At 70.4% G+C, this 13,417-nt stretch carries 12 protein-coding genes; 5 read left to right on the top strand and 7 right to left on the bottom strand.

What is annotated here, in order from left to right:
- The gene (locus tag Q0C38_RS03845; RefSeq protein ID WP_291295736.1) at nt 1-1,260 is read left to right on the top strand and encodes a M20/M25/M40 family metallo-hydrolase; all 1,260 of its coding nucleotides are present in this window, start codon (nt 1-3) and stop codon (nt 1,258-1,260) included.
- Nucleotides 1,261-1,861: 601 nt separating this feature from the next.
- On the opposite strand, the gene Q0C38_RS03840 is transcribed toward Q0C38_RS03845, so the two are convergent.
- Complete coding sequence (locus tag Q0C38_RS03840) at nt 1,862-2,491, bottom strand: histidine phosphatase family protein (protein ID WP_291295735.1); 630 nt, start codon at nt 2,489-2,491, stop codon at nt 1,862-1,864.
- 184 nt (nt 2,492-2,675) lie between these two features.
- On the opposite strand from Q0C38_RS03840, the gene Q0C38_RS03835 reads away from it, so the two are divergent.
- From Q0C38_RS03835 to Q0C38_RS03820, 4 genes are read left to right on the top strand one after another with little or no spacing between them, the layout of a single operon-like run.
- Nucleotides 2,676-3,398, top strand: a complete 723-nt coding sequence (locus Q0C38_RS03835; protein WP_291295734.1) for a TIGR04282 family arsenosugar biosynthesis glycosyltransferase — start codon at nt 2,676-2,678, stop codon at nt 3,396-3,398.
- Nucleotides 3,395-4,717 (top strand): glycosyltransferase 87 family protein, encoded by a 1,323-nt coding sequence (locus Q0C38_RS03830; protein WP_291295733.1) that lies wholly within the window; start codon nt 3,395-3,397, stop codon nt 4,715-4,717. Before Q0C38_RS03835 ends, Q0C38_RS03830 begins: the two co-directional genes overlap by 4 nt.
- Nucleotides 4,714-5,796 (top strand): radical SAM protein, encoded by a 1,083-nt coding sequence (locus Q0C38_RS03825; protein WP_291295732.1) that lies wholly within the window; start codon nt 4,714-4,716, stop codon nt 5,794-5,796. The genes Q0C38_RS03830 and Q0C38_RS03825 overlap by 4 nt, the downstream gene beginning before the upstream one ends.
- An 11-nt stretch (nt 5,797-5,807) precedes the next feature.
- Complete coding sequence (locus Q0C38_RS03820) at nt 5,808-6,506, top strand: glycosyltransferase family 2 protein (RefSeq protein ID WP_291295731.1); 699 nt, start codon at nt 5,808-5,810, stop codon at nt 6,504-6,506.
- A 7-nt stretch (nt 6,507-6,513) separates the two neighbouring features.
- On the opposite strand, the gene Q0C38_RS03815 is transcribed toward Q0C38_RS03820, so the two are convergent.
- From Q0C38_RS03815 to Q0C38_RS03790, 6 genes are read right to left on the bottom strand one after another with little or no spacing between them, the layout of a single operon-like run.
- Nucleotides 6,514-7,158, bottom strand: coding sequence for a hypothetical protein (locus tag Q0C38_RS03815; protein WP_291295730.1), 645 nt, complete (start codon nt 7,156-7,158; stop codon nt 6,514-6,516).
- 6 nt (nt 7,159-7,164) lie between these two features.
- Entirely contained in the window at nt 7,165-8,001 is an 837-nt protein-coding gene (locus Q0C38_RS03810) for a nucleoside phosphorylase (protein WP_291295729.1), read from the bottom strand.
- Nucleotides 7,998-10,304, bottom strand: coding sequence for a selenide, water dikinase SelD (gene selD, locus Q0C38_RS03805; protein WP_291295728.1), 2,307 nt, complete (start codon nt 10,302-10,304; stop codon nt 7,998-8,000). Before selD ends, Q0C38_RS03810 begins: the two co-directional genes overlap by 4 nt.
- Nucleotides 10,295-11,842: an ABC transporter permease gene (locus Q0C38_RS03800; RefSeq protein WP_291295727.1), complete on the bottom strand. Its 1,548-nt coding sequence runs from the start codon at nt 11,840-11,842 to the stop codon at nt 10,295-10,297. The genes selD and Q0C38_RS03800 overlap by 10 nt, the downstream gene beginning before the upstream one ends.
- On the bottom strand, nt 11,835-12,494 hold the full coding sequence (locus Q0C38_RS03795; RefSeq protein WP_291295726.1) for an ATP-binding cassette domain-containing protein: 660 nt from the start codon (nt 12,492-12,494) through the stop codon (nt 11,835-11,837). The genes Q0C38_RS03800 and Q0C38_RS03795 overlap by 8 nt, the downstream gene beginning before the upstream one ends.
- 2 nt (nt 12,495-12,496) lie before the next feature.
- Complete coding sequence (locus Q0C38_RS03790) at nt 12,497-13,381, bottom strand: putative selenate ABC transporter substrate-binding protein (RefSeq protein ID WP_291295725.1); 885 nt, start codon at nt 13,379-13,381, stop codon at nt 12,497-12,499.
- Nucleotides 13,382-13,417 lie beyond the last annotated feature (36 nt).

Raw genomic sequence — 13,417 nt, 5'->3', positions numbered from 1 at the left:
ATGGGCGCGCGCGACACGCTTCTTTCCTGGATCGAGCAGGACCGCGACAAGGTCATCGGCTTCCTGCAGGGCTTTACGCGGATCGACACCTCCAACCCACCAGGTGACACGCGCGCGGGCGCTGCCTATGTCGCGAACTTCCTCGAGAAGGAGGGATTGAGCTTCCGCACCGTTGCGCCGAAGCAGGACAACCCGAACCTCGTCGCCGCCGTCGCATCCGCCGCTCCGAAGAAGCACCTGGTGCTGAACGGCCATATCGACGTTTTCCCGATCGGTGACCATTCGCGCTGGACGCGCGACCCGCTTGGCGGCGAACTCGCCGATGGCCGCGTCTGGGGCCGCGGCACCGTGGACATGAAGGCCGGCACCACAGCCTCGATCTTCACCTATCTCTACCTTTCGCGCCTGATCGGCGAGACGGCCGGAAAGCTGACGCTCACGGTGGTGTCGGACGAGGAGACGGGCGGTCGATGGGGCGCGGACTACCTGACGTCAGAGCTGGGTGACGAGGTGTTGGGTGATTGCGTGCTGAACGCAGAACCGTCATCCCCCCACACGGTGCGCTTCGGCGAGAAATGCATGTTCTGGCTGAAGCTCAAGGTGCGCACGCAGGGCGGCCATGGCGCCTATCCTCATCTCTCGGCGAGTGCGACGCGCATCGCAGCGTCGGTGATCGAGGCGCTGACGGAGGTCGAGACCGTTCGCGCGCGGATGCCCGAGCACGTCGTGAGCATGCTCGCAAAGCCAGAGGTGATCGCAGCCTACGATCGCGGCCTCGGCAGAGGAGCGGCCGACGTGGCGCAGCGCGTGACGCTCAACATCGGTACGCTGTCGGGCGGCGTGCTCGTCAACATGCTGCCGGGCGAGTGCGACATCGGCGTCGATATCCGCCTGCCGCCGGGGATCACCTCGGCGGAGATGCTGGAGACGGTCAGGCGGATCACCAGCCGTTTCCCTGAAGTCAGCATCGAGCTCCCGCCGCGCATGCCGGTCGACCCGACATTGTCGGACCCGAACCACCCCATGCTCGGCATCCTGCAGGACACGGCGGAGGAGCTGATGGGCGCACGCCCCGCGGCAGTGATTTCGCTGGGCGGCACCGATTGCCGATTCTGGCGGCGGCGCGGCGTTCCGGCCTTCGTGTACGGGCCCTCTCCGGAAGGCATGGCCGGCATCGACGAAGGCGTGCGGGTCGACGAGGTGCTGCACGTCCTCCGTACGCATTCGCTGGCGGCGTGGCGATGGCTCGAAGGTCGGTGAGGCGTGGTCTGATTGTCGTGGGATGGAATTTCGCCCAGCCGCGATTGACTTCCGGAATGATCGCGGAACGAACGCAGAGCGCCAGCGCGCCGGTTCAACCTGATGCGACTCTGGATGCCGCGCCCCCGGGTGGACAAGGTTCGTGCCGCTGATCGCCTGCCGCAGCGGCGCTTGATCCAGCGCCTCGGTGTGGATGAAGCGCGTGAGGTCGCTGGGGCCTGGCATCATTTGAACCGGCGGCTGCGGCACATGGGCGGAGAGGCTCGGGCGTGCGCCGCCGACGGCCTATGCTTTTGCAGCGGTGGCCCGTTGCCTTTGCAGCGTGGCCCGTCCGCCAGTCTGACCTTCGATCAGTCGCGCGCTGATCGGACGCACCACGCAGGTAAAGTGCGTTATTCCAGAGGCAGAATGGTGCGGTTGGGCGGAGCGAAATCGCACCGGCGCGATGGGTTGGCGGGCATCGCGCCAGGGGAAATGGTGTCAGGGCCGGAATCGCACATCTGCGCCATGCTTTTGAATGGCGAGCACAAAACTGCGCAGGTCGAACGCATGCCAACGCAGATACCAAGCCCTGCTGGCGATACGTCCCTGGCCAGTGCCGTCACTTCAGTCGCGTGGCTTCGTCTCCCGTGCCATTCGCCAGCCGAAGTGCGGCTGCGTCCCAGGCGATCACTCCGGGCGAGCAATCGAGGACAGTGACCGAGGCATTCGCTGCCTCGAAGGCATCGAGGCCAGCGAGGCCGAGGCCGTGGCAGCGCGCGAGCACATAGCGCAGCGCAGGCTCGTGCGTGACCACGGCTGCCCGGCTCCAGCCCGGCCGCGAGAGGATGCGGGCCAGCGCCTGGTCGACCCGTAGGCCGAAGGCTGCGAAGGCCTCGCCGTCGAGGAAGCGGGCGCCCGGCTGCCCGGCATCGCGATAGGCCTGACGCACGGCCATCCGCACCGCCTCCGGCGGTCCTGCCACCACCCGGCCGGGGCGGAGTTCGTCGAGGCCATCATCCGCGATGGGTGTCAGGGCGGTGCGATGGGCCAGGATCGCGGCCGTCTCCAATGCGCGCGGCACCGTCGAGGTGACGATGAGGTCGAGGCTGAGCGCCGCCAGGGCCTCGGCAAGGTCGGCGACCTGCGCGCGCCCGCGCGGCGTCAGCGGCGCTACCCATGGGTCTGCGCTGGGGCCGTCCTGCGCAGCGGGTGCTGCCTCCCCGTGGCGGAGCAGGAAGAGCCGTCGCATGCCCGTGGCAGGTGAGGGCGCTGGTTCGTGATGCTGTGTTGCCAAAAATTGCGCGCCCCCTTCCTTGCCGGGGCCTGCCCGACACGGCCGCCGTGTCACCAAAACGACCTGCACCGCCGATCGGTGGAGTGTAACCTTTGGCGCCCCCCCGGCGAACGGGGAGTTGGCGGAGAGGGGCTCCCGGATGGGTAAGGGCGCAGCAGTTGCGATCGTCTGCAAGACGCCGGGTGTCGGCGGTGGGAAGTCGCGCCTGCGTCCTGTGCTCGGCGCGGACAGGGTGGCGGCGCTCTCGGCCTGCTTCATCCGCGACATCGCCGCCACGCTCGACGCACTCGCGCCCGCGATCGGCGGCAGCCGGATCGCGATCTACAGCCCCGCCGGGTCGGAGGATGCGCTGCGGCCCCTGCTGCCGCCACTCTGGCGCCTGCACTTCCAGCAGGCCGCGACGATCGGCGAGGTGCTGCACGCAAGCACTACCGCCTTCCTGGCGGAGGGTCATGATTGCGCCCTGGTAGTGAACGCCGATAGTCCGACCCTACCGGCCGGCCTGGTCGAGCAGGCGGTCGCGGCGTTGCGCGCGCCGGGCGACCGTGCGGTGTTCGGCCCGGCGAGCGATGGCGGCTATTACCTCATCGGGCTGAAGCGGTCGCATGCCCGCCTGTTCGAGGACATCGCCTGGAGCACGCCGACGGTTCTGGCAGAGAGCCGGGAGCGGGCGGCCGAGATCAGCCTGCCGGTCGTCCTGCTGCCGACCTGGTACGACGTGGACGACGCCGAGACCCTCGGCGTCCTGGAAGCGGAACTCGCCGGGACGCAGCCTGCCTTCGCCGCGCCCGGCATCGTCGGCGCGGAGCCGCGGCACACGCGCGCGTTGCTTGCCGCCGGCAGCGGCGGCCGGGCGGCGTGACGCCGTCCCGCTCCCTCGCCCTGCTTGCCGCGATCGGGCTGGTCCTGGTCGCGACGACGTGGGTCGGCCAATCGTTGCATCTCGGCATCGGCGACATCGCCTTCTCGGCACTTGCGGTCGCACAGGGGCTCATGGTGTTGCTGGCGCTGCGCCTCGCGCTGCGCTGCCCGCCGGGGCCGGCGCTGGCGGTGATCGCCGTCGTCGCGGTGGCGTTGCGGCTCGTCGTGCTGCCGGTCGATCCGCATCTGTCGACCGACGCCTATCGCTATGTCTGGGATGGCCGCGTGCAGGCGGCCGGCATCAACCCGTATCGCTACATTCCGACCGACCCCGCGCTGGAGGCGCTGCGCGACGCGGCGATCTTCCCGAACATCAACCGCGCCGATTATGCGCCGACCATCTATCCGCCAGCGGCGCAGATGCTGTTCCAGCTGGTCGCGCGGATCAGCGACACGCTGCTCGCGATGCGTCTTGCCTTCGTGCTGTGCGAGGTGGTGATCGTCGCGGTGCTGTTCGATCTTCTGCGGCGTATCAGGCAGCCGGCCGTGCGCGTGCTGGCCTATGCGTGGCATCCGCTGGCGGTGTGGGAGATCGCCGGCAGCGGCCATCTCGATGCGGCAATGATCGCGATGATGATGAGCGGGATCTGGATCGCGCTGGTCGCGGGACGGCGGCTGCTGGCGGCGGCGGTGCTGGCGGTTGCGGCGCTGGTCAAGCCGCCGGCGGCGATCGCGCTGGCCGTCACCTGGCGCGCCTGGGACTGGCGCGCGCCGGCTCTCGCCATCGCCGTCGCGGTGGCACTGTACCTTCCGTATCTCTCGGTGGGCTCCGGCGTGCTCGGTTTCCTGCCGGGATATCTGGGCGAGGAACGCATCGCCACCGCCGAGGGCTTCTGGATGGTCTCCCTGCTGAAGGCACAGCTCGGTCCTCTGCGCCTTGCGACGCCGATCTATCTCGCGCTCGCGGTCGGCATCGTCGGTGCGCTGGCGCTGCGTGTCGCGCTGCACACCGACCGCACGCCCGAGGCCGTGCTGACGCGCCTCTGCTGGGCGGTCTTCGCCTTCGTCTTCCTGCTCTCGCCGGACTATCCCTGGTACTGGTTGATCCTGCTGCCCTTCGTGGCGCTGACCGGCTTCGCTCCCGGCTGGGCGGCGACGATCGGTGCCTTCGTGCTCTACGACGTGATCGACGAGGGCTTCGAGGTGGACTTCATGCTGCGCGACACGGCGCTGCACCTCGCCATCCTTGCGACACTACCGCTCGCGCTGCGCCGGCGCCGTGCGGCCCACACGCTTGCCACCTCAGGAGCCACGCCATGAGCACCGGTCAGACGAACACGTCCGTGGCCGAACCGCCACGCATCGACCCGCGCCGCTACCACGAGGCGGTCAGCCCCGACGGGCCGGTCGCAAAGGCCCCGCCCGTCTGCCTCTACCTCGAGACGACGAACCGCTGCAACCTCCTCTGCACCACCTGCCCGCGCACCTATGAGGAGCTCGAGCCGCCGGCGGACATGAGCTGGGAGATGTTCACCGGCATCGTCGACCAGGTGCCGAACATCGCCCGCGTGGTGCTGCACGGCGTCGGCGAGCCGATGCTGGTGAAGGACCTGCCGCGCCAGGTGCGCTACCTGAAGGACCGCGGCGCCTATGTGCTGTTCAACACCAACGGAACGCTGCTGACCCCGCGCAAGGGCCGCGACCTCGCCGAGGCCGGGCTCGACGAGCTTCGTGTCTCGCTCGATGCCGCCGACGCCGCGACGTACCGGGAGGTCCGCGGCAAGGATTTCTTCGCGCGCATCCTGCGCAACGTGCGCGCCTTCACCGAGATGCAGGCGCGCGAGGGGCTGGAGAAGCCGCGCGTCTCGATGTGGCTGACGGGCCTGCGCGAGACGATCGAGCAGCTGCCCGCCTTCGTGCGTGTCGCGCACGAGGCCGGGGTGAAGGAGGTCTACCTGCAGCGGCTGGTGTTCTTCGAGGACGACGCGATCGGCCATGCCCGCCCCGACCAGGCGTTGTTCGAGCGCATGTCGCGCGAGGAGGCGGTGCATCTCGACGAGGCCGCTCACGTCGCGGCCGCGCTCGGCATGCACTTCAGCGCCTCCGGTGCCGCGAGCGAGCCGGGCATGAGCCTGAAGCGCGAGGCCGACGCCAATCCATGGTCGCTGTGCCGGCGCCCGTGGTCGGTGATGTACTTCACCGCCAATGGCCGCGCGCTGCCCTGCTGCATCGCGCCGTTCTCGCAGCGCGGCTACGAGAACTACACGCTGGGCGACGCCACGCAGCAGACGCTCAGCGAGATCTGGAACGGCGCGGCCTACCAGGATTTCCGCACCGCACTCCTCTCCGACACACCACCCGGCAGCTGCGCGGGATGCGGGATGCGGTGGAGCCTCTGACGGGCCCTGAAATGGGCGCGGTCGCCGCGATCATCCCCTGCCTGGATGAGGAAGCGGCGATCGGGCAGGTGGTGGCAGGGGTGCGCGCGCAAGGGGTCGCGACCGTGATCGTGGTGGACGGCGGGTCGCGCGATGCCACCGTGGCGCGGGCGCGCATGGCGGGTGCGACCGTGGTGGAGGAGACGCGGCGCGGCTACGGCCGCGCGGTGCAATCGGGGATCGCCGCGCTGCCGCCGGATGCCGCGATCGTGCTGTTCCTCGATGGCGATGGCAGTGACCCGCCGGAACGCATCCCCGATGTGCTGACGCCGATCCTGGCCGGCCGCGCCGACTTCGTGCACGGCACGCGTGTGAAGGGCGAACGCGAACCGGGCGCGCTCTCCCCCCAGCAGGTGGCCGCCGGGCGCATCGCGCAGGTGCTGCTGAGGCTGTTCTATGGCGCGCGCTTCTCCGATATGTCGCCCTTCCGCGCGATCCGCCGTGACGCGCTCGCGCGCCTCGGCATGCGCGAGGAGACCTATGGCTGGAACCTCGAGATGCTGATGCGCGTCGCCGCGGCGGGCATTGCTTCCGAGGAGGTCGCGGTGGGGCAGCGGCGGCGGTTCGGTGGCGTCTCGAAGGTGTCGGGCAATCCGCGCGCGGTGGCGGCGGCGAGCTGGAGCATCGCCACCACCTTCCTGCGCCTGGCCGCCGCGCTGCGGCGCGGCTGACCGGGCCCTACGAGACCAGCGCGTGCCAGCGTGCGAGCGGCGGCGAGAGGCGCCGCTCGCGCAGCAGCACTGCATCGAGCCCAAGGCTGCGCCCCGCCCGGTGCACGATGAACCAGCCGAGCGTGAAGATCATGAACCAGAACAGCCACGGCCACTCGAAACTGACGCGGTAGAGGCCGAGCCAGAGTTGCACCACGAAGCCGATCGCCAGCAGGCTCGACAGCCGGACGGCGAGGCCGAGCATCAGGCTGATCGCGAAGAACATCTCGCCGAAGAAAGCGACCGCCTGGAACAGCGGCAGCAGCGGCAGCATCACCTCGCTTGCCAGAGCGCGGTGCCAGCCGAAGGCTGCGTGCTCGGCGATCTGACTGGTCCAGTGGAAGAAGCCGGGCGATTGCGGAAAGGGCAGCTTCCACAGCGCGCCCTGGAACCACATCGCTCCCATCATGGTGCGCGCCACCCAGGTCCAGAGATGCGCCGCGCTGCGCTGCGCCGGATCGGCCTGCCAGTTGCGCACGGCGATCACGACGCTGCCGATCAGCAGAGCCCAGAACAGCGCGAGGAAGACCCAGCCGAAGAGGCCGAGGGTCAGCTGGTCGGGCTGTTGGCCGATCAGGAACTGGAACGTGTCGGTGAAGGGGTTGGTCCGCATCGGAAGTCACTCCCTGTTGGCAGGCAAGGTACCGTTCTCAGCCAATGGCAAGACCGTGCGGATCAACACCGACAACAATTGCAGCGCATCGGCCGCACCGTCCGCCTCGCCCTTCTCGAAATCTCCTTCGTCCTGACCCATGGCATTCGTTACGTGAGCGACGCACAGGACACGGCGGCGCGTGGCGGTGGCGAACGCGTAGAGGGCAGCGGCTTCCATCTCGACCGCTAGGCAGCCTGCGGCGCGCGCGGTGGCGATCGCCGCTGCCGTCTCGCGGAACGGCGCGTCGGTCGTCCATGTCGCGCCGCGGAGCACGGTGATCCCCGGCGCCTCTGCGGCCAAGCGCACGGCGGCCGCCTCGATCAGCGCGGGTTCCGGCATGGCGGCGAAGGCGCTGGGCGGCAGGTAGTGGTGGCTGGTGCCCTCGTCGCGCAGCGCACGATCGATCAGCAGGAAATGCGGTGCGGCGGGCAGATCCTTGGCGATACGGCCTGACGACGTGATGCTGAGCAGCGTGGCGCAGCCGCTGGCAAAGAGCTGCTCGGCCAGCAGCACCGCGAAGGGAGCGCCGACCGCGCGCCCGATCACGCCGACCGGGTGCGCGACGCCGGGGAGATCGAAGGTGAACAGGTCGGTATGGTAGCAGGCCCAGCCCGGATGCGGCCGCGCCCGCCCCGTGCGTAGCAGGTGCGCTACGATGTCGCCGTCCGGGTCGAGCAGGCAGGCGGGCGGCACGGCAATCTCGGGCAGGGTCTTCTGCCGCCGTGCCTCGCGCAGCAGCGCCGCCGGCTGGAATACGGATGGTGCGCCGAAATCCTTCGCGTCGAGCAGCGGTGAGGTCATGCGGGCACGGCCTCGCGCGCGGCCGGCCTGGCAGCGGGCTCGCTCGGCACCAGCACGATCGGCTCCAGCGCGTCGGAGCGCGCCAGCACATGGCCGATCACCGAAGCGGCCGCGTATCCCGCTTCGTGCAGTGCGGCGATGCAGGCCTCGGCGCGCGCGGCGGGCACGCTCGCGAGCAGCCCGCCGGCGGTCTGCGGGTCGAACAGCAGCGGGTAGTCGGAGAGCGCCTGCGCGCGGTCGAGGTCGCGCACGGCGCGGCGCAGCCGTACGTTCTGCGGCTGCAACGAGGAGAACACCCCGCGCCCGACGCTTTCCCGCGCGCCGTCCAGCACTGGGATGCGGTCGAGGATGAGGCGCGCATCCACCTCGCTCGCGCGCGTCATCTCGACGAGATGGCCGAGCAGGCCGAAGCCGGTCACGTCGGTCGCGGCACTGACGTCGTGGTGTGCGAGCACCTCGGCGGCGCGGCGGTTCGAGACGCACATGTGCCTGATCGCCGCCTGCACCCAGCGGGCGCGCGCCAGTCCGCGCATGTCGGCGGCAAGCAACGTTCCGGTACCGATCGGCTTGGTCAGCACCAGCGCATCGCCGGGCCTGAGCCCGCCCTTGCGCAGGAAGGCGTCGCGCGCGACCAGCCCGTTGACGGCGAAGCCAAGCGAGAGTTCAGCGCCCTCGCTGGTATGGCCGCCGACCAGCGCGCAGCCGGCCTCGCGCAGCACCGCGTTGGCGCCGTCCATCATGGCCGACAGATCGGCCTCGACCTTGGCTTCCAGCCCATAGGGAACGGTGGCGATTGCGAGCGCTGTCTGCGGCTCGCCGCCCATGGCGTAGATGTCGCCAAGCGCGTGGTTCGCCGCGATCATGCCGAAGCGCCACGGGTCGTCGACGATGGCGCGGAAGTAGTCGACCGTCTGCACCGACAGCCGCGGCCCGCCGGTATCGACCACCGCCGCATCGTCCGGCGCGGCGAGGCCGACCAGCACCTCCGGGCGCGGGAAGGGCGCGATGGCGCCCAGCGCACGCGACAGCACGGTCGCGCCCACCTTGGCGCCGCAGCCGCCGCAGCGCATCGCGATCGCCGAGATGTCACGCAGTGCTGCCTTGTCGGCGAGCGGCGAGGCAGGCCCGGCGGCGGGCCCGGAAGCAGCCCCCGGCATCGCCGGAAGGTCGCGGAAGCGACGCATGAAGCGGCGATCGATCCAGTCCTTCCACCGCCAGACCCACCTGCCGCCGAGGACGAGGCCGTTGCGGGTGCCGACCGCGTGCGGGTCACCGGTCGAGATGAGGTAGAGCGCGTCGCGCTGCGGCCTGTAGGGGCGGAGTGCCCCGCCGGTCAGCGTGGCGCGGATGTTGTCGGCGAGAACAGGGCCGGCACGCACCGCATAGACGCCGGAGCGCGGGATCGGCGCGGGATCGAAGGCGATGGTGTCGCCGGCGGCGAATACATCCTCCCGCCCTGTCGCGCGCAGCATCGCATCGACGCGGAGGAAGCCACGTTCGTCGAGGGCGAGCCCTGTCTCGGCAAGCCAGGCCGCGGGTGCCGCCTGCGTCGTCCACAGGATCTCGTCTGCCGCGATCCGGCGGCCGTCGGACAGGGTGATCGCGCCAGCCTCCACCGCAGCAACGCGCGCTCCCGCCTCCACCGCGATGCCGCGCGCGGCGAGCACGGCGCGGAACCGGGCGCGCAAGGCTGCCGGGAAGCCTGGCAGAACGCCACCGCTGCCGGCGACGAGCGTGAAGCGGAGCGCGGCCGGGTCTGCCACCTCGCGCCGCAGCCGGTGCTCGGTGGCGAGCAGCAGTTCCACCCCGCCCGCACCGGCGCCGACAAGCAGCACATGGCGTGAGGTTCCCGCCAGCACGCGCGCGCGCAGCGCAGCGAAGCGCGGCAGGAAGCCATCGATCGGCTTGACCGGCAGTGCATGCTCGGCCGCGCCGGGAATGTCGGCGGTGTTGGGGCGCGAGCCGATGTCGAGCGAGACGATATCGTAGGGCACGGGCGGCCGGTCACGGCAGATCACGCGACGGCCCGCGACATCGAGGCCGACCACCTCGTCCTGGTAGAGCCGCGCGCCGGCGAAGCGCGCCAGCGGGCCGGTGTCGATATGGATCTCGTCCGCGGCGTAGTGGCCGGCGATGTGGCCGGGCAGCATGCCGGAATAGGGCGTGTCGACCTCGCGCGTGATCAGGGTGAGGCGCACGCCGGGCAGCGGCGTCATGCCGAAGTTCCGCAACACCGCGACATGCGCATGGCCGGCGCCGACCAGCACCACGTCCTTCACCACCGGGCCAGCATTCATGCGCATGCGCGCGCTCCTTTCACGGCGACCGTCGCGACCGAAAGGCGCACCGGCCGATCCTCGATCCTGAGCCCGCGGCGCAAGGTCCGCGACAGCGCATCGATGCCGAGCGAGAGCAGGCCGGTGACGACGATCAGCACCACGGCGGTGTCGAGCCGGAGCTCGGCGATCGCGGCATCGATGTGATAGCCGAGTGTCAGCACGCCAAGGATGCCGAAGATGGCGCTTTCCCGCACGATGATCTCCCATCGGTAGAGCGCATAGGCCAGGAACTGGCCGTAGAGCCGCGGCACGGTTTCGTACAGGTACAGGTTCAGCCCGTGCGGCGCATCCGCCCGGTAGGTCAATGCATCGGCGTGGCGGCCGAGCAGGTAGCCGATGATGCCGCCATTGTGCAGCGCGAGCGCAATCGCGGCCGGCAGCATCGAGGGGCCAAGCGTCTGCAGCAGGACGTAGGCCAGCATGTATTCCGGGGTCGAGCGCATCACCACGAGCAGCACGCGCCCGAGCGGCCGGCCGGCGGCGCCGGCGAAGCGGCGGCACACCAGCGGGAACAGCACCAGTGCGAGCATGCCGCTCGCCACCAGCGCGACCTGGGAGAGCACCAGCGTGTTGACCAGCCCCGGCAGCGCCTGGTCACGCAGGATCGGCAGCAGCCAGGCCAGCAGGGCGCTCCAGGTGGAAGGTGCGGCGAGATCGGCCCCGCGCAGCGGCCGCGGCACGATGTCGTTGCCGAGGAAGCGCGCGAGGTTCTGCCACAGGCTGTCGCCCAGCAGCGGCTCGGTCAGCCAGCCGAGCGCCAGGATGCTGCCGAGGATGAGGAAGGGCAGCGTCGCCGGCCGCACCCACAGCCGGCGTGAGCCGATCAGCGCGTAGAACACCGCGACGAAGGCGGCGGCTTCCGCGTAGCGTCCCTGGCGGAAATAGCTCTCGAGCTCGAACCCCATGGTCGGCAGGCCGATGAAGCCGAGCACCAGGGTGGAGCGCATGCCGCATTCGAGGCGATACAACAGGTAGGTGCCGAACGGCCCGGCCAGCACCGGGATGCGCGCATAGGCGAAGCGCGAGACGACGCCCGTGCCGGCGGGCAACACCCGGTCGGCGCTGAGGTCTGCCTCCTCGATGATCTCGGAGAACACCTTGGCGAAGATGCCGGCATAGGGGATGGCGATGGCGAGGATGCCGGTGGCCGGCGAGATCCCCACCACCTGCATCAGCAGCAGCGCCCAGAACAGCTCATGCACCGAGCGCAGCGCCGCGGCCAGCGCGCGGACCGCGCCGAACCGGTGGAACACGAGCGACAAGAGCAGGCCCGCGCTGGCTCCGAGAGAGACGCCCAGCACCGCGAACGCGACCGTCAGCACCACGCTGCGCCCCGCCACGGCGGCCCAGTCGGGCCACAGGATGCCGGCGAGCAGCCGGCGCATCTCCGCCCAGGGATCGAGCGCTGCCACCGCCATGTCGGCTGCCACCAGCGAGACGACCGCCGCCAGCAGGAACCAGCGTGTCGCGCTGGCGTAGCCGAGGCGTGCCGGCTCAGCCATAGAACGGCAGCAGGTCGCCGACCGTCAGGCTCTCGGCCGGCGCGTCGAGCACGATGCGCCCGTCATCGAGCACCAGGATGCGGTGCGCATGGGCGAGGGCGAGGCCGATGTCGTGCATCGCCAGCACCATCGTCTCGTGCCGCGCGGCGAGGCGGCGCAGCACCTCGGCACCCTGGAGCCGGTCGAGCGACGAGACAGGCTCGTCACCGATCACCACCGGCCGGCCGTTGTAGAGTGCGCGCGCCACCGAAACGCGCTGCTGCTGCCCGCCCGAGAGCGCGCCGGCGCGGCGGAACACATACTCCTCCATCCCCACGCCGCCGAGGACGCCGCGCACCGCATCCACTTCCGCGCGCACGGGGAAAGCCAGCATCCGCAGGTTGCGCCAGGCGGAATGACGGTCAAGCCGGCCCATGTAGACGTTGTGGAACACGCTGAGCGTCCCGACCAGCGCGGCCGCCTGCGGGATCAGCGCCGCGCGGTCGCTCAGGCGCTCATGCAGCAGGCTCAGCAGGGTCGACTTGCCCGCGCCTGACCGCCCGAGCACGGCGACGTGTTCGCCCGCGCGCAGGGTCAGGTCGAGCCCGTGCAGCACCGCCCGCCCGGCATAGCCCGCCGTGGCGTCCCGCAGGTCGAGCAGCGGTGCCGGCATGCTCAGTCGAGCACCCCGAGGGCCCGCGCGGCGGCTTCCATCGGGGCGTATTCCGCGTTGGATGTCGGGATGAACCGCGAGCGCGGGAAGATCTCGAGGATCGCCGGATCCTCGATGGCGAGCAGCGCTGCCCTGACCCGCTCCTTGAACCCAGGCCCGAACCGCTGGTCGACGTCGCCGCGGATGGTCCAGTTGTAATTTGGGAAGCGCGGCGTCTGCCAGATGAACTGCACCTTCGCCGGGTCCACCCGCCCGAGCCGGCTCTCGAGGTCGAAGACGGTGAAGTCGACGGCGCCGACCTCGAAGGCGCCGGACTGCACCACCTGGATGGTGCGCGAATGATCGCCCGAGAAGCCGACGCGGGAGAACACCTGGTCGGGCGCGCGGCCGAGATTCTGGCGGATGAAGTGTTCCGGCATCACCCGCCCCGAGGTCGAGGCGCGCGAGCCGAAGGTGAAGCTTCGCCCGGCGATGCCCGCGGGGAAGGCGTCAGACCGGGCAAGCCCGGTGCTGGTATTGGCGATGAAGTAGCTGAAGAACGCCGCATCCTCGGCCCCCTGCACGATCGCCTCGGCACCCGGCACGGCGCGGCGCGCCTGGCTGCTGGTCAGCCCGCCGAACCAGGCGAGCTGCACCTGGTTGTTGGTGAAGGCGGTGACCGCGGCCGCATAGCTCTTCACCGCCGCATACTGGACCGGCACGCCGAGCGCGCGCTCGAGATAGCCGACGACCCTCCGGAAACGCTCGACCAGGCGCGTCTCGTCCTGGTCGGGGATTGCGGTGAACACCAGGCGGGCCGGCGCCTGGGCCACAGCTGGCGGCGCCAGCGCCGGGCGTGCGATGGCGCTGCCGGCGAGCAGGGCGAGCAGGGGGCGTCGGCTGTGCATGCTTGTCTCCCGATTATCGAAAGGTTTCGCCAGCGC

The sequence above is a fragment of the Elioraea sp. genome, from assembly GCF_022842375.1.
Taxonomy (GTDB): Bacteria; Pseudomonadota; Alphaproteobacteria; order Acetobacterales; family Acetobacteraceae; genus Elioraea_A.
Note: the sequence above shows the minus strand (reverse complement) of the source record. Positions and strands in the feature narration are given on the sequence as shown.

What these genes read in the sequence shown, in the direction of transcription:
- Q0C38_RS03845 (WP_291295736.1), top strand. Translation starts at nt 1, where the DNA reads ATGGGCGCGCGCGACACGCTTCTTTCCTGGATCGAGCAGGACCGCGAC.
- Q0C38_RS03825 (WP_291295732.1), top strand. Translation starts at nt 4,714, where the DNA reads ATGAGCACCGGTCAGACGAACACGTCCGTGGCCGAACCGCCACGCATC.
- Q0C38_RS03795 (WP_291295726.1), bottom strand. Translation starts at nt 12,494, where the DNA reads ATGCCGGCACCGCTGCTCGACCTGCGGGACGCCACGGCGGGCTATGCC.
- Q0C38_RS03820 (WP_291295731.1), top strand. Translation starts at nt 5,808, where the DNA reads ATGGGCGCGGTCGCCGCGATCATCCCCTGCCTGGATGAGGAAGCGGCG.
- Q0C38_RS03800 (WP_291295727.1), bottom strand. Translation starts at nt 11,842, where the DNA reads ATGGCTGAGCCGGCACGCCTCGGCTACGCCAGCGCGACACGCTGGTTC.
- Q0C38_RS03840 (WP_291295735.1), bottom strand. Translation starts at nt 2,491, where the DNA reads ATGCGACGGCTCTTCCTGCTCCGCCACGGGGAGGCAGCACCCGCTGCG.
- selD (WP_291295728.1), bottom strand. Translation starts at nt 10,304, where the DNA reads ATGCGCATGAATGCTGGCCCGGTGGTGAAGGACGTGGTGCTGGTCGGC.
- Q0C38_RS03810 (WP_291295729.1), bottom strand. Translation starts at nt 8,001, where the DNA reads ATGACCTCACCGCTGCTCGACGCGAAGGATTTCGGCGCACCATCCGTA.
- Q0C38_RS03835 (WP_291295734.1), top strand. Translation starts at nt 2,676, where the DNA reads ATGGGTAAGGGCGCAGCAGTTGCGATCGTCTGCAAGACGCCGGGTGTC.
- Q0C38_RS03790 (WP_291295725.1), bottom strand. Translation starts at nt 13,381, where the DNA reads ATGCACAGCCGACGCCCCCTGCTCGCCCTGCTCGCCGGCAGCGCCATC.
- Q0C38_RS03815 (WP_291295730.1), bottom strand. Translation starts at nt 7,158, where the DNA reads ATGCGGACCAACCCCTTCACCGACACGTTCCAGTTCCTGATCGGCCAA.